Raw genomic sequence first — 19,246 nt, forward strand, 5'->3', positions numbered from 1 at the left:
ACCATTATCATTCAATCCGGTTTGGATATGCTGTGAAAAACCAATCTAAATAGATGTCTATTTGAGCAACCAGATAATACGGCAAATTCAGTAAGAAAAAGGCCTTTCCACTAACCGTGGTTAATTTATCAATTTGAAACTTTCCGGAATATAATCGTATCGCTATGGTATGCGGTGCTCGATCCATAAAAATATGTAAAGACTTTAATTTGCCAGTAGCACCGGATTTAACTTCCAGTGGTATCAGGAGATTATTATACAGGTACAAAAAATCTATTTCTGCCGATGATGTCCTCTTTTCTCTTACCCAAAAATGAAGCCCTCCCAGCACATTGAAGCTGGATGCCAGCAATTCCTGGCCCACAATATGCTCTGTAATACCACCCTGATAAATACTATTCAAGTCTTTGGTACCCAGTACTTCTTTTTGTAATCCTGCGAAGTGGTTTAATAACCCTGTATCCAGAACTTGCAAGCGCGGGAATTTTTTACGGTCTTCCAGTATCGGCAAAGTTACTTGTGTGGCTGGATAAACTAAATTGACCAACATGGCTCTTTCCAAGGTCCTTATCGCCTCACCCATTTCCCGGGACCCATAATTAGATCTGCCAAATCCCTGAAATTTAATTCTTTGACCTGCTTCGGCAAAGGATGAGCGAATGGCATGGCGCATCACTTCAGCCAGGCTTTGGTTGCGGGCATATTTTTCTACATCCTCCAGATAAGACACTAACAATGACTCATAGACGGGCTGTAAGCCGACTATATCTTTAGTAGCTGCATAGGTATCAACGATCTCCGGCATTCCACCTATCAAAGCATAACGGTGAAACAACTCCAGTAATTTATCATGGGCAAAGTCGGCAATAGGCACATTTTTCCATTGCTCTAATGCATTTGTTTCCCCTAAAGCTTCTAAAAACTCAACAAAACTTACCGGACGTACTACCATGTAGGTTACCCTACCTACTGGAAAATTAATGTCCTTATCAAATAATGTCTCCAGTAATGAGCCTGCTGCCATCATCCATAATTCAGGTACCTGCTCATAAAAATAGCGAAGTTGTGCAATGGCCTGAGGGGCCTCCTGAATTTCATCTATAAACAATAAGGTACTTCCTTCGCTTTTGGATTTGTCCTTCAGAAAAAATATGGCATCGAGCAAAGTTTCCACATTCTGGAAATCTTCAAATACTTTTCTGTCCTCCGCCAATTCCAGGTTCAGGTAAATATATTGATCGAAGTGCTTTGAAAACAGGTTGGCTACCGTGGTCTTCCCTACTTGTCTGGCACCTCGTAAAACAAGCGGTTTACGTCTTGGGTTTTCAGCCCATTTTACCAGCTCAGAGATGATTGCTCTATTAAACATGACACAAAGTTAGGGTAATCTCTCTGGTTTTTTGTCATAAAGTATGGGTAAATTATTGGATTTCTTGTAACAGAGTTAGGGTAAATGGCATAAGATACACTTAAAAAGTATGCTGTCTTTTATCGGATTTAAACCGAACCATCTTTTCCATCAAAAATCTTAGCGTCAATGCCTTGCATGATTTTTCTTTGTAAACCGAACCATCCCGAACCAACCGGAAACCACATTCCAGCATTTTCCTATCCTTACCCGAAAAAAGTAAGTAAGGATGAAACGCAAAAGAAAAACAAAATCCACAGCAGGTAAGCGGGCCGATACACGAAGAGTAACCCTAATAAGTCATCAGGCTAAGAAGATCAGGAAAAGGAATGAACCCTGGACAAAAGCTATCCAAAGGGCTACTAAGGAATTGAAGCGGGAAGGCAGGATATAGTTATCTGGAGTTTTTTCAAAAAAACACCGATGAAGTATTTTTTTTCCTCATGTGGATCCAAGTTTTCAGCAATTGATCTATAGCCATATTCTATAGCCCAGTAGTCGTATTCACCAATTTTGGTGTAAAAATTAGTCACACCGTCACCTGGTTGTGCTATATAATTGCCCCAGGCATAATCCATGATGGAAGGTGACAAACCATGTGTAGAAGTAAAAGTAGGCGAACGCAGTGAGTCCAAGGGATAGGCTGAGCTGGCTATCATATTATGCTGCAAACCAAGAGTATGCCCTACTTCATGAGCTATCACTGAATTGAGTGGTCTCCGTCTTGAAAGCAAAAACAAGCTCAAATTAGACCATAATACAAGGTGTATAAGCGTCTTGGCATTCTAATTTTGTCAGGGAATCAGAACTTGAATCCATAGATAAAATACTAATCATATCATTAGTAGCTTCATTAAGACGCCCAGACCTGCTCGACAAATTTCTCTGACAGACTCCTGGATTTTACATAGTCGACCGCATAACGGACCAACTCATCGTGGTACTTGTAGACAAGCTGGCGCAAAGCATTTTCATCTCCTTTTACTGATTTTTTCAGTAAGTTATTCCGGGATATTTTATACGACCGGCAAAAGAAGTATATAAGCTTTTTAAACAATGTTTGAAATTATAGGCTTTGCAACTTTGGAAAGACTACTTATTTTTCCAAAAGCCAAAATGCGACAAATTTTTTTTGTGGTCATTTAAAGAAACATAATATTGAATTAATGTTAAAAGTATCCCTGCGGCCATCCACCTTTTTTACCTGATTTATAGATGAACTTTGCTTGATTATAACAATATAATAAGTGTGTTCAGTGATTGAGAAAACAAATATTACCGGATTGAAGTATGTGCTGGCAATTTGCGTGCTGAAATCCAACATTTTGGGCTTCATCACTGCCAGGCAGAATTTATTGACAATTTATCCCACCTATTATTTCCGTTAAAAGGTTGGATATTTGATTATCATGAACGTTTTCAATTTGATCGTGCATGATAAAATGAAGATGGTCAATTCCAACTTCTTGAGCGAATTGAATATAGGCCAAATCAAATGCAGCTATCTGTCCTTTCTTTTTACCAGTACCAAGATTTCCTGTTAAGGAAGAAATATTCAATTCGTAGCCTCGTTCGTTTTTGTCATAGCTTAGAATAAATTGTTCATCATATAACCGAAAAGAGATTGCTGCAAAATACTTGTTAAAAAGTATAATCCTGTCCTTAATTAATTCTTCCTTTGAATCTATACCTTTATTAATATTTTCCAGTTCATTGGATAACGTATCTTGTGTTGATATTGAGTTATCCCACAATCTTTTTTGTTCTTCTAGAGTTCCTCGTTTTTCATATGCAGCGTTTAATTTCCTTATAACATTTTGGAGTTCATCCAGGGCACCGGACTTTTGAAGAGTATCAGTGTAAGAACGTTCTTTTTCTCTAAATGAATCTATTAAACGCTTGATCTCCTTTATTTGATTTTCCAAATCAGGTAATTCTTTCAAAATAAAGTTTAACACATATTTACCCTTTGTTCGAATATATAGTTGTCTAATATTTCGAAGAAGTTTTTGCTTTTTGAAGGATCCCTGCTTTTCAAGTTCATTATATAACGAGTTGATTTTTGGATAGTACCTACTGTATTCAAAAATTAATGGTTTATTTCTTTTAATAAAATTGTGAGAAATTTTATCCTCAATGCTAAAAGGAGTCAAATCTACATCTTCATTGTCTGAATCATCAAATGATATTTTCTTGCTTTCAAAAAGCCCTGTACTTCGAGTCTAAAAATTTATTAGCCGCTTCCTCCGAGAATTTGGCGGCTTCGTTGTTCCATTGAAGGGTTTTGTTAGGGAAACGGCCGGCAATCACTCCCAGAAGGATGGTTTCGGTGAGCCTTGCCGCATAGGAGAAGGGGGCGCTGCATTTGTCTTTTCCCAGGCAGGCATCTACAAATTGGTGGTAGTGCTTATCTGGGTCATTGACGGGCGCGCCGAGTTGATTGGCTGTGTCAAATTTGGCTACATCGATCTGCTCGTATTTGCCGTCGACAATCAACCTGGGCAGTTCCATGAAATGAGGTAAAAGCAACCTGCCCTTTTCTCCGACAAACATAGCGCCTTGCTCAGGGAGTGTTTCATTATCGGGCAGTGCCAAATCCTTGTGCTTTTTTGGGGCGCCAGGGCCATCATACCATACCCACTTCAAAGTATTGGCCGTGTATTGGGTGCCCGGAAATTTGTAGGATACAATGTTGTTTTCCGGAAATCCGAATCCGGTGGGTTTTCTGCATTTGTTTTTAATGGTGAGGGGCACGTCTAGGGCCAGGGCATTATAGGGTGTGTCAAAAATGTGCACGCCCATATCTCCCAGGGTGCCACAACCAAAATCCAAAAGTTTTCGCCAGTTTCCGGGATGATAAACATTTTCTTTGTAAGGCCTTTTGGCAGAAGTGCCCAGCCAAAGGTTCCAGTCTAAAGATTCAGGCACGGGATCACTTCCCACCGGGGCAGGACCGTCATAACCCCAGTTTTTGGGAGACCAGGCCCTGACCGTACTGACTTTGCCGATAATTCCGGATTGTATGAGTAAAGTGGCTAGCCTGTAATCATAAAAAGAGTGCACCTGAATGCCCATTTGGGTCACAAGATTCTTTTCGTCAGCCAGCTTTAACATGGCCCTGGCTTCTGATACGTGGTGGGTGAGGGGCTTTTGACAATACACAGGTTTGCCCATTTCCATCGCCATCATTGAGGCCGGCGCATGGGTGTGGTCAGGCGTCGATACAATCACTGCATCGATGGCGCTTCCCCTATCATCGAGAAGTTTTCTGTAGTCGGAAAAGGTTTTGGCATTGGGGTGTAATTTTTTTGCCGCGGCTAAATTGTTTGCGTCTACATCACACAAGGCAGTGACATCGACCAGCTTATGAGATGAAATGGATTTGAGATCCTCGGCCCCCATGCCGCCGACACCAATATGCGCTGTTCTTAAGCGTCCGTTTTTTAGAAATGCCCAGGAAGAGGAGGGAAGCAGCGCTAAGGAAGATAATGCCGCCGCGCTTTTTAAAAATTGCCGTTTGTTCATTTTCATGATGTATAATTATAATGCTCTGATTTTGATATTCTTGAAACAAATGGGACCTAAGCGCTACATATTCGGCAGGCCTGTCATACCAGCGCTTCAGGTCGCTTTCAGTCGCTTTCTCGCGAAAGTCGCAGGCACAAAACAGGTTAATCAAAATACATGTCAGCGCAAATTTTATTTTCAGGAGTGGGGGCTTTACAACAATCTTTCTGCTTTGCATTGATATCGTTGTTTTATAAAGCAATAAAAAACCGGGGTATTTTTGTGTTGATTCAAAAAAAATCTGCGTTCAAAAAATTACCCCTCACTATCACAGCATGCTGTGCGTGCTAAAGTTAATGAAAAGGTATTACATAATGAAAAGTTATCTGGAATGAAAAACCATCTATAGTCAAAAACTATCTAAAGTCAAAACCACCTACAGTGAAAAATTGTTTATAGCGAAAACCTATCTGTATTGCTTTAACCGGAAATAGAGCGATTTCCATAAAACAGCAAATTAGCGGGCGCCCGACCCGGTAAAGACGGACCCCAACTATCTTTTGATCATCCTTTTTCTATACAGATTGCCGTTTACATCTGAGACGACCATAAAATAGGTGCCGGCATTGATATCGGCGAGAGACAAAGCGCCCTTACCCGGATGGCTGAAATGCCGCAGACTTCTGCCGGCCGCGTCATGCAGTTCGACAGCGCTGATGGCATGGCCATTTTTCAGCGCCACAAAAACAAAATCTGAAAAGGGCACCGGGTATATATGCAACTCAAGCGCGTTTCGGGCTGAAATGCCGGTAATTAACTCCTCTAAAACAAGGGCAATGTCCTGATCGGCGCCGGTGATTTCGACTGTGCCCGAAATGGTCTCATACCCCGGTAGTGAAGCAGTGTAAGGGTAGGTGCCATTGGCCAGGGCGGTGATTTCAAGTTTTCCTGAAGTGTCGGTCGAATAACGTGATCCGTCAAAGTCGATGACTGCCTCCGCCAGCGGGGCCGTTCCATCGCTGACTGAGAAAGTGAGGGTGTGTGTAAGGGGGGCGGTTTTTTTCAGGGTGATCGTCGATGTCACATCGGCGCCTGCGATGGTTATTGTACCGGCTTCCGGCTGGTAGCCTGTGTAGGAAACGGTGTACTGATAGTTGCCATCGGCCAGCCCGGTAACCTGCACCTTGCCATCGGGGCCGGTCGTGTAGGTGGTCCCCTCGACACTGACTGCTGCCCCGGCGAGATCATTGGTGCCGTCGCCAACAGAAAAAGTCAGCGTATAGGTGGAAATAGTGGCTTTATTCAGTGTAATGGTTTCAGTCAGGTCTGCCCCTGCGATGTTAATAGTACCCGTTTGGGTTTCATAGCCGGGATGGGAAACGGCGTAGCGATAGCTGCCATTGATGAGGCCGGTAATCTGCACTTCTCCCGCTGCGTCGGTGGTATAGGTTGTGCCCTTAAAGTCAATCTTTGCTCCGGCCAGTGCCTGCGAGCCGTCATCGACGATCAGGGTTAACCCGAACTCAGGGTGCAGTAAAAAATGCTGCCTTATTTCATTTTCGTTGACATACATTCGGTGCCGCTGACCTTTGAATCCAGGGGCAGAGATGCTGACCTCAAAAAACCTTTCGGCTGCAATATTCTCTATCCGTACTATCCCATTGTCATCCGTCACGCCCATAAACCCACCGTAATCAACAGTAGCGCCCGGAATAGGAACCAGGTTTCTGTCAGTCACCGACACATCAAAAGAACTGACTATCCGGGGGGATAGCTCAACGGTAAGGGTAACATCTGTGCCGTTTACCGCGGCAACAGCCGTGTAAGTGTCATATCCTGTGGTGATGATAAAAAAATCATAATTACCGGAGGGCATGTTGATCAGCAGCTCCCCATTGGCGTCGCTGGTGTAGGCTTCTCCATCAAACAATATACCTGCATCGGGCACCCTCCAGGGGCCGTGTTGCAAAACCAATTTTACTTCGTATATGGGTTCACCAGGTGTTGGCAATATGATCTGTTCTGTGTAATCCGCCCCGTCGAAACTGAAAGCGCCATTGAAGGTGCTAAACCCTTCGGCATTGATCCAATAGTTGTAATCGCCCGACGCAAAGCCGGTAATTGCGATTTCTCCAAGGCTGTTACTTCGGTAAGTTTTACCATCCAGGATCATCTCAGCACCCTCCACCGGTTGACCCGTATCGGATATGATCATTGAAGGTGACATCATGAAGTGAAATCAATTGCACCGTGAACGCCCTGTCATCAGAAGTTGCGTGGGTAAATTCACCGGTAAATGCCTGAAAACCATTGGCTGTGACCTTGTACCTGGCCGTCACGAGCAGTAAATTATTGAACCTGGCCTGGCCATTTTCATCAGTGACGGCGAAAAGTGTGTCTGACGGTGAAGCCAGTGTGGCGAGGGCGATCCGGGCATTGGGTATAGGCACAAGGCCGTTTTTTACAATAAATGTAACCGTGTTGATGGGTTCGGAGATCCTGTTGAGCCTGATGGTATCGGCGGTTGAAGTATTGAGAATACGCAATGTATCATGATAGGTAACATATTTGCTGGCGCTGACTGTGAAGGGATAGACGCCTGGGTCTAAATTTTGTATGGTTAAATTACCGTCCTTGTCACTGCTGTAGAAGCTGTTTTCCATTTCAAGCGTAGCGCCGGCCAAAGGAGCAAGGTTATCGGTCAGGTGAAGGTTCCAGTCGTAAGCCCCGCTTCTTGCCACAAACAGCGGGGATATGACCGTGTCGCTGGTAACAACCTCCAGCGTAACGGGATTACCGGTATTGATTTTAACCCCGTTTTTATCCTGCCATTCTACAAACCGGTACCCGGGGTCGGGTTTTGCAAATATTTTTCCGGAACTCCTTCCTGCAATCGTCAACCTGTCGGGATCATTCGCCGAACCTCCGGTGGGCATCGCGGTTTTCAGCCTGTACGACTTCTCCCATTTTAAATAAGGCCTTTTAAAGCCGTCATGCCCATAGGCATATTGCCAGGTGTTCGTTAAATCGAGGCCCATTTGGAATTCTGTGAAAAACGGGTCTGTAAAACTGTCGGTCCCACCCGAAATGTAGTTGCCTGGCGCGTTGTTACCGAAGGCTTCCTCAATCACGCTTTTGCTGTAATCAAATGCAGAATAACCTATATTTGAATCTTCATACCTTCCTGCTAAAGCCCCGGCTTCGGCACCGGCTAAGACCGGTCCGGCGCTATAAACCTGAATGATAGAAGACCGCTTGCAAAAGCCCATTAATCCGCCAACCCGGCGTCTTCCGACAACTCTGGCCGTATTGTAAGTGTTGTCCAGGTAAATACTTTCCGCATAACCTGCCATGGCACCGACATTATCCTGCCCCTGTACTTCTCCCGACACATAGACGCGCGAAAGTTCGGTGCCCTCAAAGCCGGTCACCGGCAGTACCTGGCCAAACCAGGCGCCTACCGAGTCTCTGCCCCTGATGAAGCAATCGAACAGGCCTAAATCGGAGATCTTTGCGTCTAACGCACGACGAATAAGTCCGACTACATCCTCATCGGGCCGGTTGATATGTAAGTATTCAATACGGTGGTCCCCGCCATCGATACTACCGGTAAAGGGCACTTTTTGATGGGTATCCTCATAACCTAGCGGTTGAAAACCCTTACCTCCGTTCCAGTTGGCTGTGGCCGACGCGTCGATGTCATTCATCAGCAGGTAGTGGCGTGACATGAGTGAAGGCAGGCTGTTGATGCGTTGCAACTGATCGATGTTCTCGATTTGAAAAGGGTCTGTCGACGTACCGGAGCCTCCGGCAAATGCAATATTTTCCTTTAACAATGCGGTAAGCCGAGCGGGGCCCGAGCAGGTAAATGTGTATGGGTTGGCAGTGCTTATCACTGTTTCTCCATCAGCCCAGCCCACGAAAGAAAAGTCGGCGCCGGCATCTGCAAATAGTGTCGCCGTTTCGCCGGTGTTATAAAAGGTATTACCTGCAATGACAGCAGCCGTTGCCGGGACCACAATCACCCTTATTTCATGCTGAAAAACCTGGTGCCGCAGGTAAGGCCGCGGGTTGCTATCGAATCCGGCGATCGTCGTTAATATCCAATCGTCCTGAAAGTTCCACCCTGCTGCTTCAAAAACCGACTGGTCGTTAAACCCGGCCGTGTTCAGGGCAGTGCCTGACTGGCCGGCATTGTCTGTGCCAATGGCTACATTAACAGTAGAGACATCGCTGTCGAAAAAGCCGTTGTTAAGTTCGCTGTCATTTAAAACACCTATTAACGCCCCTGTTGTCGGAAGGTCGTTGGAGGTAAGCCTGCTGACAGCATACACATCGTCAATTTTGGCTTGAATACATAAACCGGCGATCCCACCGATTGCCCTGTTGCCTGTAATTTCGCCTATCGAGCAAGAGGCCGAAAGCGCTGTCTCGAACAATGCCCCTGCCAATCCACCTAAAACTTCATTGCCCGATACTGCTACCGATGCAATACATCCCACGATGGTGTCATGATCACTCGCCCCGATCAGGCCTCCGCCATACTCGCCTGTGATTTCTACACTGCCGGATAATACGATACAGTACGATATGTGGGAATTATTACTGAGACCTACCAATGTGCCAACAGCCAGCTTCCCGCGAATTTCCGGTGATTGCAGACTGAGTCTTTCAATTTTGGCGTCTCTTAAATTGCCGAACAATCCAATATCACCTTGAGTCCTGTTGATGTAAAGGTTGGAAATCGTATGGCCGTTACCCAAAAAAGAGCCTGTAAAAGCATTGTCCCCGGACGATAAAATAGTATTGCCAATGGGTGAAAATCCCAATGCCTTGTTATTGACGACATTCCAGTTCCTGGTATCCGATGCATCAATATCACTGGTAAGGACAAAATGGTTGTTCCAGTAACTGTCATTTTCCGAAAGGTACCTTAAATCGGTGAGGTTGCTTATCTTGTAAGGATCTCCCAGGGTGCCCGAACCCCCTGAAAACTGTGCATAAGCCGGAAAAATAAATGCCTTGACAAAAGCTAAAAAAAGTGTAAAACGCCTAAACATATAAAAAATATCTGATCGAACTAAACATTAAATCATCCCCCTCGTCCGCCGTAGCCTTGGCGAAGTAGAACTCCGCCTTAAAACCTGATGGCGCAAGCGTCTCGCGGCTGTTGCGCAACACCCACGAGACGCTTGCGCCATATTCCGTAAAATACTCGCACCATCCACTAATACCACTCCCTGCAACCGACCGGGATGCTGACCGTTTTGCATTAATACCTTCACACGCTGATAAGTGACCGGGTATACCTGGCTTTCCGAAAATGCTTTTGAGCAAATATATTTAAAAACTTCACTACCGATATATCTGAAAACTTCACTACCTTTTGGAAGTTTTACCAAAAAAAACAGAAAGATAGGTTGAAAAATAATGAACAAAGCATATAATACTGAAAATATAAAATGAATACCCTGGAAAACTCCATCCCGTTTTTTGACAGAAACCTTGTTCAGCTATCTGTTAGCATTGTTTTGGTCACGCTATTTTTGATTGTGCGATTAGTCCTGCTCAAACTTATTAAAAGACGTGCAAAGAAGCACGAGATGCATTATTCAAGAGAAGCTTATGTGAGAAAACTGATTGACATTGCCTTACTTTTACTTTTTGTCTCCATCATTGGCATGATATGGGAGATTTCACTGAAAGGTTTATCCATTTATTTTGCTTCTGTTTTTACAGTGATCGGTGTCGGGCTTTTTGCCACCTGGTCAGTTTTAAGCAATCTTACAGCCTCGGTTATCCTCTTTTTTTTCTTTCCTTACCGGATAGGGGAAAAAATGAAAATTGTGGATAAAGATATGGCGGTCGAGGGCCTGGTGATCGATATTACTTTATTTTACATCAAAATAAAGACAGAAGAGGGGCAAATTATCTCCTATCCCAACAACCTGGCCATTCAAAAGCCTATTCAGCAGTCGTAAAACAGCACCAATGAACCCATATAGATGCAAAAGTGAACTATTGCTAAGAAAATGACCGGCGTTTTTATAGGAATATTGATTTTCATTATCGGCGTCACCCTCTATGCTATCTGGAGTAGGTGGGAATATGTCAGAGGTTCGAAAAAGCCTCCGAAAAAGGACAGGGACGATAACGGCCGACAACGGGACCAGTGATGGTGCAATTATCGATACAGACTCCCTGTAGAATTCCGGGGGCGCCGGGAGATGCATGCTTTCACGAGCATGCCGGGGGCAACATACATATGCCGGATTATGGTAATCATAGTCTGACTCTCCAGGAAATACCAAAATCGATGAACCAGTCCGTCAAACGGTCATTTCTGCCAAAACCAGTTGAAAAATCAGCCATGAGATCTTTGTTCAGGAGGTAAGCCAAACCGGTATCCCACCGTGTATCGAAGTCACCGCTGTATACCTCTCCATAGTTTTCGATATAACCACTGAGTTTTCCTGCCACCGGAAAAGATATATTGATAACGTAAGTGCCTGTTGGATGGATGTCATTGCCGTTCCAGGAGACGGACCAGTTGGTGGTAAGACCAAAAGTTTCGCTGAGCTTTTGCGCGTGTATCAGCATCAGCCGGGGAGCGATTTCCTGTGACCGGTAATCTTCGTCTACCCAGGTTAGGTCGACATCGGTTTTAATAGCAAAAGATGGTTTGGCGCCATCGCCGTCCAATAGGTTATATCTAATGCCTACATTCCATAAACTTACTCCATCCAACAAGGTGGAACTTTGGTCGCCAAAGGTGATTTTGTCCCTCCTCACACCGAATGCAGATTGAATTTCAAAATTTTCAAGGATTCCGTATCGAAGGGCAACAGTATATTTCAGATAATCCCCCTTTTGATCCGGACTGGTTTGCTCAAAGTCCAAATAGGTGAACCCGGTTTGGATTTGGAAAACATTTTGACCAGTTGTAAGAGGGGCAAAAGCTTGTCCCGGGCGGTCGGTACTGATCGTTTCATGGTATTGGGCTGTGGCCAGTTGGCTGGTCAGGCTGACGGCAGTAACCAGTAACAATTTTTTCATCATCTGTAATAAAAAATATTTTGTATCTGCACATTTTTTATATCTACACACAGTTATTCATCCACTGCCTGTAAAAGTATCACTTTTTATTAAATGAAGATCCCATTGCAAGAATGGGATGGTGCGTTACACAACGTTTTGGACAAATTTCTTTGTGCCTCTTTGTGTCTTGGTGCCTCCGTGGTGAAAAATGGTTAACCACAAAGGCACCAAGACACAAAGAGGCACAGAGATTTTAGCAGAAGCAATGAGAATGCAGGCAACCCGAATCCTCCATCGACAATCGATCACCCTCTGATGAGCTCCCAAAAAAGATCACCGGATAGTTTTATCCGGCTGCATCAATGACATGAGTTTATGATAAATGCCGGTGTTTTGATAGACGCCGGCAAACTTTTCGGCGCCGGGGCCGAAGGCAAAAACGGGGATCAGGGTAGCCGAATGCCCGCCGGTGGAAAAGGTAGGGGAGAGGACATTGTAATCCCCCCCGGAGGCGCTAAGGGTGAAACCGCCGGTCTCGTGGTCGGCGGTGACCAGTACCAGGGTTTCACCGTCTTTCCTGGCAAAATCCAGCGCCAGGCCGATGGTTTTATCGAAATCCAGCATTTCCGATACCAGGTATTCCGCATGGTTGCTATGACCGGCCCAGTCTATTTGTGACCCTTCTACCATTAAAAAGAAGCCATCCTTGTCCTGGTTTAAAAATTCCAGGGCCGAGGTAGTTGCATCTGCAAGAAAATTTCCCCTGTCGACAGCGGGAGGCATCGCATTGGCGGCCAAGGGAAATGCATACCTGGTTTTGTCATTAAAAGTGAGCTTGTTTTTTATCGCTATGGTATCTATTGAGAAATTATTGGCGGCCAGACTATCCAGAAAGTTTTTACCGTCTTTTCTGGCGTTAAAGAACTGTAGTCCACCACCAGCGAAGAAATCAATGGCCGAAGTATGCATTTGCGAGGCGATGAGCTCCTCCTTTTTGCGCTGGTCGGCCTTGGCAAAGAAAGAAGCCGGGGTGGCGTGGGTAATGGATGAGGTGGCGATAAGGCCGTTACTGAGGCCCTGCGCTTTTAATTGTTCTGTAATGAGCGTCAGCGGCGCGGCATTTTCGTCAACCCCAATGGCGCCATTGTATGTTTTTTTACCTGCTGAAAAGGCTGTTGCCCCTGCGGCTGAATCGGTTATCTTTTGCTTCGCAGAAGAAGTATTGATCAGGCCTACAAACGGGAACCGCTCAAAACTGGAAGTTCGATCCTGGTAATAAATGGCTGAAGACACCTGGGATAAACCCATGCCGTCGCCAATCAGAAAAATGATTTTTTTAGGTTTTGACGCGGCGTCCACATGGGCTGTGGTAGTGGTCCTTACCGACGAACAGGCGGCGCAGATGCACAATACAAGTAAGGCAGACAGGATTTTAGTTTTCATATTTATCAAATCATGGATTCATTTTCCAAACGAAGCAGGCATCTTCTGAATGTAATACGCATTTTCAGGATAATGTACTCATTTATCAGCACTCATATTTGATTAAATGAAATGCCATTTACCCGTCAAACAAAGAAAAGAAAAAATTATGGTAGAAAAAATGGCGGTTCAGCATTGGCTTTGAAAAGCTATTGAGAAAATATGTATTTTAGTGATGGTTTTTTTAATGTAATCCATGCGAATATTAATCACAGGAAGCACAGGACATTTAGGAGAGGCTATCATCCGGATTTTGAAAAATGGCCATCATCACCTCGTTGGCATTGACATAGAACCATCTGAATATACTACTCATTCAGGTTCAATCATTCACCGCGATTTTGCGAAAGCTTGTATCAGAGATATCGATGTGGTGATTCATACGGCAACACTGCATAAGCCGCATGTGGCTACCCATAGCAACCAGGATTTTGTCGACACCAATTTGACCGGTACGTTAAACCTGCTGGAAGAATCTGTATTGCAAGGTGTTAAAGCATTTATTTTCACAAGCACCACAAGCACATTCGGTGATGTGCTAACACCCAAAATGACTGAACCTGCCATCCGGATAACCGAAGCAATACAACCCATTCCCAAAAATATTTACGGCGTAACCAAAACGGCGGCAGAAGACCTTTGCCAGTTGTTTTATCGCAACCATCGATTGCCCTGCCTGATCCTCAGGACATCCAGGTTTTTTCCTGAAGAAGATGACAAACCGGCAATCAGGCAACAATATGAAGATGCCAACAGCAAAGCCAATGAATTTCTGTACAGGCGTGTCGATATAGAAGATGCGGCAACAGCACATATTCTTGCCATTGAAAAGGCCCCCCTGATCGGGTTTGGAAAGTATATCATCAGCGCCACTACGCCATTCGCGCCAACGGACTTGGTGGATTTGCGTTTGAATGCACCAGCTGTCGTCGAAAGGATATATCCTGATTATAAAGAACTTTACCAACAGAAAAACTGGAAAATGTTCCCTGAAATTGACAGGGTATATGTAAATGACAAGGCCAGGGCCGAATTGGGGTGGGAGCCGGTGTATGATTTCAGGCACGTTCTTGATTGTCTGAGACAAGGGAAAGATTTTCGCAGTCAATTATCAATTGATGTTGGGATAAAAGGATATCACGCACAAAAGTTCGATAAAGGGCCTTACCCGGTTACCAAATATTGAAAAGTGCTCATGTCATCAAATTTAACGGGTTGGCACAAGCGTCTTGTGGCTGTTATGCAAAGGTTCCTGACAAGATTCTCTGTGAATCTTTGTGCCTTGGTGCCTCCGTGGTGTCCCTTTTTGAACCACCAAGGCACCAAGGCACGAAGAGACACCGAGGTTTTGACTCTTAAAAGAAAATATATGGACATTCCAGAACTGCGCAACAGCCACGTCTTGCTTCTACCTCTTAGCGAAACACTGATTTTATTCCATTTTCAGCAATTAATAACTATTTTAGTGCAGTATGCAGACAATGAACCTCCATATTTAGCAACAAATAATACAAATAATTACTATCAAAATTGGATTTATCACTTTATATAAAAAACTGCTATTCCAGCCTCTCGGTTCTGCGGAATTATAATTTCCCCTGGGAAATCACCTCCAACCTGACTCAGGTGATAGCATTGTTATTATCTGAACTTTCCGGTTCGGAATTTGACATAAAAAACAATATTGCCATCCACAAATCCGCCACTATCGAAGAAAATGTAACCATCAAGGAATATTCAATTATCGGGGAAAAAAGTATTGTAAAATCGGGATGCTACCTTAGAGGCGGGGTATACATAGGTGAAAAGGTAGTGATCGGGGCAAATTGTGAAATTAAGCAAAGCATTATCTTCAATCAATCCAGGATTGCTCATCTTAACTATGTGGGAAATTCAATCGTGGGAGAAGCCGTAAATATGGAGGCGGGGTCAATACTGGCCAATCATTTTAATGAAAGGGAGAATAAAGAGATCAAGGTTGTTATGGAAGGATCAATGGTTGACACAAATACCGTAAAGTTTGGATCGCTGCTTGGTGACAATTCCAGGATCGGGGCCAATGCCGTGCTGAACCCCGGCACTATTTTGCATAGGGGCGCTATTGTTGGAAGGTTGGTGCATATAGATCAAATCGCGGAAAAAACATCTGAGGTATAAACCACTACTTCGACCTGCTTCCTTATGACCAACAAGATAAATTTGGCCATAATCAATACCACGCTGAATTGGTTTAAAGCGATTATTGGTGGCCATGGTTGGTAACATTTTGAATGTATTTTCTGTTTTTGACTCAAACACTTTCTTTATTTCTAAATGAAGAAAATCAAAACGTTACAAATAGAACATATTTTTGATTCTTTGTTGGACAGGCTTGCGAAAGCTAAGTGGCAGCAACATGGGCCTGTTCAGATTTATTCCCTGCAAAAGCTCGCTTCCTTCAAGACCAAACAAGCGGCGACCGGCGCCATCAAACGGGCTGCCAGCCTATATATGGTTTATCCTTCCTGCCGTCTTCTTTTCTGCTTTTTTTATCAAAGATGTATTTTGCAGGTATTACTGTCCGGTAGGCAACTTTCTGAAATTTCTCATCATTAGGGTAAGAAAACCCCTATTTAAACAACTAAAGGCATGGCAAAACGTAAGCAAAGTAAAACAGGTTATTTCATAGCAGGCCTGATGTATTTCACTATCTTGGCATCGCTAGTAATGCTTTTTATGACTTTTTAATCTTAATGAATATTGCGAATGCCAAAGTTTTACCATCAAGCCCAGGGAACTGACATAGTGTTGTATCATGATATTCGTAAGCACCTTGAAAAACATCCTGAATCAACCTGTCGGGCCCTGGCACAAATTTTCTGATAATCATTTAAATGCCACTATTTTTTAGCAATTTCTTAATACCACCTGGCCGGGAACAGGTCTTCCGTTAAAACGATTGTATTACATGGCGTATGCTGACACACTAAAGAGTTTACTTCCTACACGGGCCAAACGTAATAATTACCAATATCAGGATACCGTCTCGAACCCTTATTTCAAATATTCATACGGTAAGTTTTGGCCGGAACCTGTATTGGAGGTTAGTGAGGAAACCCCATTCCGGTATAATCCCAGATCCAATTAAAAACCGGTGGAATTACAGCCTGAAAGTGCCGAAAGAACGGAATACAGCCTGGTTCCTGCAAAAGGCCATGAGAAAGGATCTTGATTTGTACTTCGGGTATGAGGTAAGCGTGGAAACAAGGATGATGCCTTGTTGGTTTCTGAAAGCTTACCCTGGCGCGGCTAAAAAACTTGCCACCAAAACGCCCGAAAAAGGAAGTTATTGGAGTTTTGAAAAACCGAATGAAGACCATTGGAAATATTATAACGCTTCTACACTGGACATCATTAGAAGACTATACGTATTTGGACCCCTCTTCAATGGGTATCAAAAAGCCATAAAAGCTCCATTCGTTGATGCTACAGGAATCAATACTTACATTGACTATGATATAACACGTGAGGAAGTAGATTACTTTAGTGACCGGGACTTTGAGGCAGTCGAACGTTATTTAGCAAGACTGGGGCTGTATTTAGAAAAAGGTGAGAAACCCATAAAAGTAGTGGTCATCAGGGATCCCAAAAGCTAAAATGAATTAGTACAAAAAATCTTTTGAAATCTCCAAGGCGGCTCCCTGGATGAAGCCGTCTCATATTACTTTTGAGACGGCTTCTTTAAAATGTTAACCGGCCAGGCCACTGAATACTGTTAAATATGAGATCGTCCGGGACTTGCCTTGCGTCCGGATGTTTCAGGCAACCTACTCCCTTTGATATTCCCCCTTCAAAATAGCTAACCGCAAAAATTCTTTGATAGTCATAAAATCATGACAACAACACCATAATGCCTCCGGTGCAGTGCTCCCGAGAAACTTTTGGTGGGTCAATGCCTGGCCAATAAACCTGCTGAAGTCGTCGATAAATGATTCGCTGAGGGGTAAAATCGAATCCTTTACGATGGTATCCATTTGAGATTGTGTTCTTTTAATTTTTTCAGTGATTGAGGCTGGAGGCAATTCACCGATTTTTGGCCTTTTGGTTGTTGTGCTGGATATGTCGGAATTGCTGGTTTTTTTGTAAACAATGCTGGAAAGGCTTGCTTTTAAGGCTTCCAGTTGAGCAATTTCCTGTTTGTGTGCGGACTTTTCAATGGCTGGTGCATTGATCAACCTGTTACTCCATGTTTTCAAATCCCTATCGATTTGTTCTATTTGTCTGGTAAGTTGTGATTTGTGTTGATGAGTTTTTTTCATTTTATAAATTTTTAAGAAATATTATTTACATAGATTATCCATGGCAGCTCTCATTCGTTGAAACAAGAGAGCGATCACCTTTTATTGCTATGCACTGTTTCTTGTTTTGAAAATTACAGTATTCTATTATTCATTTTTTTATTAGGGGTTTTTTTAAACCATTGTCAGTTACTAAGTATCAACTATACAAATATAATAATTATATTGTTAGTTAGCAAGCATCAATAAGATTTTTGCCTTTAAAATACAACTGAATTGAAATACCATAGTGTAATTATCATTGAATATTTACACTTACCAATTACTGATTGATAATGACCAATAAAATGGGTATTTTCGCACAAGTTAATTAGTTATGAAAGTAGATATTGAAAACCTAAGAACTGTTAAAGAAATTGCTGACAATTACCAAGGTAAAAAAGGAAAAGGTGTAAGTAAACAATACATTTCGATTTTGCTAAAGGAACATTTTATTGATATCAGAGGATTTATGTTTGTGGATATCACCAAGCTACCAAAAAAGATAAGGGATAAAATTGATTTGTAAATACGAATGAATGAGCCAAAAGAAGTTAAAATATAAACTATCAAAACTCTCATAATGTTATGGCCAACCTGGATATAAGATGGAAACAGCGATTCCAAAACTATGAAAAGGCAGTTGCCCATCTACAGGAAGCAGTATCAAAAAAGGATCTTTCTGATTTGGAAAAAGCAGGTGTTGTTCAAACTTATGAATTCACTTTTGAACTGGGCTGGAAAACAGTCAAAGACTATCTTCAGGAAAAAGATATCGACGTGAAGTTTCCGCGTGAAGTTATTAAAGAGGGTTATAAATATGATATAATTAAAGATGGGGACGCATGGATAGATATGTTGCAAAAACGAAATCTTATGAGCCATACATACAATGAAAAAAATGCAGAACTGGCTTATAAACTAATCGTAGAACAATATTTTGATGAATTATACGATACATACCAAAAGCTGAAGAAGGAATTATGAACCCATTTGGCATCTCAGAAAAAAGCTACAACTTCCTGGTAAATGCTTTTGGAAACTATCCGGAGGTAGAGGAAGTATTGATATTTGGCAGCAGGGCCAAAGGCAACTACAAGAAAGGCAGCGATATTGATCTGGCTATCAAAGGAAAGCAGTGTAGCGACCTCACCGCCATTAATATACAGGGGTATTTTAATGAAGAATTGCCCATACCTTATTATGTCGATGTGGTTTATTATGATGGACTGGAACACCAGGAATTGAAAGCGCATATCGACAGGGTCGGCAAAAACTTTTTTGTGGGAAAGCTTCCACGGGAAATGAATGAACCGCGGGTGAGCGGTCAGGCTGAAAGGGGAGAGGCAGACCGGGAACCGTAGTCATAGTATGACTATAAGCGATACGGTACTTTTTGGTATAATGTTTTTAGCATTTGCAATGATCTCACTAGCAATCGCGAATAGAGTTATACTATGACTAGTTTACGTACAAGCAGGTCCAAATTGAGTCA

At 43.1% G+C, this 19,246-nt stretch carries 19 protein-coding genes; 9 read left to right on the plus strand and 10 right to left on the minus strand.

The genetic code is table 11. The annotated features are described in order from the left end of the window. Positions 1-7: 7 nt before the first annotated feature. From AC04NP_RS22190 to AC04NP_RS22220, 7 genes are all read right to left on the minus strand, one after another. Positions 8-1,369, minus strand: coding sequence for an ATP-binding protein (locus tag AC04NP_RS22190; protein ID WP_482862143.1), 1,362 nt, complete (start codon positions 1,367-1,369; stop codon positions 8-10). 401 nt (positions 1,370-1,770) lie between these two features. Continuing rightward, a complete protein-coding gene (locus AC04NP_RS22195; RefSeq protein ID WP_482862144.1) occupies positions 1,771-2,112 on the minus strand; it encodes a zinc-dependent metalloprotease in 342 nt (113 codons plus the stop codon). Positions 2,113-2,261: 149 nt separating this feature from the next. Continuing rightward, complete coding sequence (locus AC04NP_RS22200; protein WP_482862145.1) at positions 2,262-2,465, minus strand: hypothetical protein; 204 nt, start codon at positions 2,463-2,465, stop codon at positions 2,262-2,264. Positions 2,466-2,760: 295 nt separating this feature from the next. After that, a complete protein-coding gene (locus tag AC04NP_RS22205; RefSeq protein ID WP_482862146.1) occupies positions 2,761-3,351 on the minus strand; it encodes a DUF2326 domain-containing protein in 591 nt (196 codons plus the stop codon). 256 nt (positions 3,352-3,607) lie between these two features. Then, a complete protein-coding gene (locus tag AC04NP_RS22210; protein WP_482862161.1) occupies positions 3,608-4,933 on the minus strand; it encodes a Gfo/Idh/MocA family protein in 1,326 nt (441 codons plus the stop codon). Positions 4,934-5,468: 535 nt separating this feature from the next. Beyond that, positions 5,469-7,145: a carboxypeptidase regulatory-like domain-containing protein gene (locus AC04NP_RS22215; RefSeq protein ID WP_482862147.1), complete on the minus strand. Its 1,677-nt coding sequence runs from the start codon at positions 7,143-7,145 to the stop codon at positions 5,469-5,471. Beyond that, positions 7,090-9,975, minus strand: coding sequence for a carboxypeptidase-like regulatory domain-containing protein (locus tag AC04NP_RS22220; protein ID WP_482862148.1), 2,886 nt, complete (start codon positions 9,973-9,975; stop codon positions 7,090-7,092). Before AC04NP_RS22220 ends, AC04NP_RS22215 begins: the two co-directional genes overlap by 56 nt. A 402-nt stretch (positions 9,976-10,377) precedes the next feature. Between AC04NP_RS22220 and AC04NP_RS22225 the strand changes: the two genes are divergently transcribed. Next, the gene (locus AC04NP_RS22225) at positions 10,378-10,896 is read left to right on the plus strand and encodes a mechanosensitive ion channel domain-containing protein (RefSeq protein WP_482862149.1); all 519 of its coding nucleotides are present in this window, start codon (positions 10,378-10,380) and stop codon (positions 10,894-10,896) included. A 301-nt stretch (positions 10,897-11,197) separates the two neighbouring features. Here AC04NP_RS22225 and AC04NP_RS22230 read toward each other — a convergent pair whose 3' ends face one another. Together AC04NP_RS22230 and AC04NP_RS22235 are read right to left on the minus strand one after the other, a co-directional pair. Then, positions 11,198-11,974, minus strand: coding sequence for a transporter (locus AC04NP_RS22230; RefSeq protein WP_482862150.1), 777 nt, complete (start codon positions 11,972-11,974; stop codon positions 11,198-11,200). A gap of 312 nt (positions 11,975-12,286) precedes the next feature. Continuing rightward, positions 12,287-13,396, minus strand: a complete 1,110-nt coding sequence (locus AC04NP_RS22235; protein ID WP_482862151.1) for an alkaline phosphatase — start codon at positions 13,394-13,396, stop codon at positions 12,287-12,289. Between the two features lie 235 nt (positions 13,397-13,631). Here AC04NP_RS22235 and AC04NP_RS22240 point away from each other — a divergent pair, with 235 nt between their 5' ends. The 5 genes from AC04NP_RS22240 to AC04NP_RS22260 all read left to right on the plus strand — a co-directional run bounded on the left by AC04NP_RS22240 (position 13,632) and on the right by AC04NP_RS22260 (position 17,070). After that, entirely contained in the window at positions 13,632-14,621 is a 990-nt protein-coding gene (locus tag AC04NP_RS22240; protein ID WP_482862152.1) for an NAD-dependent epimerase/dehydratase family protein, read from the plus strand. Between the two features lie 344 nt (positions 14,622-14,965). Further along, entirely contained in the window at positions 14,966-15,592 is a 627-nt protein-coding gene (locus tag AC04NP_RS22245) for a DapH/DapD/GlmU-related protein (RefSeq protein ID WP_482862153.1), read from the plus strand. A 156-nt stretch (positions 15,593-15,748) separates the two neighbouring features. Next, positions 15,749-16,030, plus strand: a complete 282-nt coding sequence (locus AC04NP_RS22250; RefSeq protein ID WP_482862163.1) for a hypothetical protein — start codon at positions 15,749-15,751, stop codon at positions 16,028-16,030. Continuing rightward, positions 15,966-16,103, plus strand: coding sequence for a hypothetical protein (locus tag AC04NP_RS22255; protein WP_482862162.1), 138 nt, complete (start codon positions 15,966-15,968; stop codon positions 16,101-16,103). Before AC04NP_RS22250 ends, AC04NP_RS22255 begins: the two co-directional genes overlap by 65 nt. A 418-nt stretch (positions 16,104-16,521) precedes the next feature. Next, the gene (locus AC04NP_RS22260) at positions 16,522-17,070 is read left to right on the plus strand and encodes a DUF3738 domain-containing protein (protein ID WP_482862154.1); all 549 of its coding nucleotides are present in this window, start codon (positions 16,522-16,524) and stop codon (positions 17,068-17,070) included. 171 nt (positions 17,071-17,241) lie between these two features. On the opposite strand, the gene AC04NP_RS22265 is transcribed toward AC04NP_RS22260, so the two are convergent. Then, the gene (locus AC04NP_RS22265) at positions 17,242-17,733 is read right to left on the minus strand and encodes a hypothetical protein (protein ID WP_482862155.1); all 492 of its coding nucleotides are present in this window, start codon (positions 17,731-17,733) and stop codon (positions 17,242-17,244) included. 355 nt (positions 17,734-18,088) lie between these two features. On the opposite strand from AC04NP_RS22265, the gene AC04NP_RS22270 reads away from it, so the two are divergent. Genes AC04NP_RS22270 through AC04NP_RS22280 form a run of 3 tightly spaced genes read left to right on the plus strand, consistent with a single transcriptional unit; the run spans position 18,089 to position 19,115 of the window. Then, on the plus strand, positions 18,089-18,280 hold the full coding sequence (locus tag AC04NP_RS22270; protein WP_482862156.1) for a hypothetical protein: 192 nt from the start codon (positions 18,089-18,091) through the stop codon (positions 18,278-18,280). Positions 18,281-18,339: 59 nt separating this feature from the next. Then, positions 18,340-18,738, plus strand: coding sequence for a nucleotidyltransferase substrate binding protein (locus AC04NP_RS22275; RefSeq protein ID WP_482862157.1), 399 nt, complete (start codon positions 18,340-18,342; stop codon positions 18,736-18,738). Next, positions 18,735-19,115 (plus strand): nucleotidyltransferase family protein, encoded by a 381-nt coding sequence (locus AC04NP_RS22280; protein ID WP_482862158.1) that lies wholly within the window; start codon positions 18,735-18,737, stop codon positions 19,113-19,115. The genes AC04NP_RS22275 and AC04NP_RS22280 overlap by 4 nt, the downstream gene beginning before the upstream one ends. The last annotated feature ends 131 nt before the right edge of the window (positions 19,116-19,246 follow it).

The sequence above is a fragment of the Agaribacillus sp. DX54 genome, from assembly GCF_056858335.1.

Bases quoted from the DNA above. Each gene is read 5' to 3' on its own strand.
- AC04NP_RS22190 (WP_482862143.1), bottom strand. From the start codon at position 1,369: ATGTTTAATAGAGCAATCATCTCTGAGCTGGTAAAATGGGCTGAAAAC.
- AC04NP_RS22210 (WP_482862161.1), bottom strand. From the start codon at position 4,933: ATGAACAAACGGCAATTTTTAAAAAGCGCGGCGGCATTATCTTCCTTA.
- AC04NP_RS22215 (WP_482862147.1), bottom strand. From the start codon at position 7,145: ATGATGTCACCTTCAATGATCATATCCGATACGGGTCAACCGGTGGAG.
- AC04NP_RS22220 (WP_482862148.1), bottom strand. From the start codon at position 9,975: ATGTTTAGGCGTTTTACACTTTTTTTAGCTTTTGTCAAGGCATTTATT.
- AC04NP_RS22225 (WP_482862149.1), top strand. From the start codon at position 10,378: ATGAATACCCTGGAAAACTCCATCCCGTTTTTTGACAGAAACCTTGTT.
- AC04NP_RS22230 (WP_482862150.1), bottom strand. From the start codon at position 11,974: ATGATGAAAAAATTGTTACTGGTTACTGCCGTCAGCCTGACCAGCCAA.
- AC04NP_RS22235 (WP_482862151.1), bottom strand. From the start codon at position 13,396: ATGAAAACTAAAATCCTGTCTGCCTTACTTGTATTGTGCATCTGCGCC.
- AC04NP_RS22240 (WP_482862152.1), top strand. From the start codon at position 13,632: ATGCGAATATTAATCACAGGAAGCACAGGACATTTAGGAGAGGCTATC.
- AC04NP_RS22250 (WP_482862163.1), top strand. From the start codon at position 15,749: ATGAAGAAAATCAAAACGTTACAAATAGAACATATTTTTGATTCTTTG.
- AC04NP_RS22265 (WP_482862155.1), bottom strand. From the start codon at position 17,733: ATGAAAAAAACTCATCAACACAAATCACAACTTACCAGACAAATAGAA.
- AC04NP_RS22270 (WP_482862156.1), top strand. From the start codon at position 18,089: ATGAAAGTAGATATTGAAAACCTAAGAACTGTTAAAGAAATTGCTGAC.
- AC04NP_RS22275 (WP_482862157.1), top strand. From the start codon at position 18,340: ATGGCCAACCTGGATATAAGATGGAAACAGCGATTCCAAAACTATGAA.
- AC04NP_RS22280 (WP_482862158.1), top strand. From the start codon at position 18,735: ATGAACCCATTTGGCATCTCAGAAAAAAGCTACAACTTCCTGGTAAAT.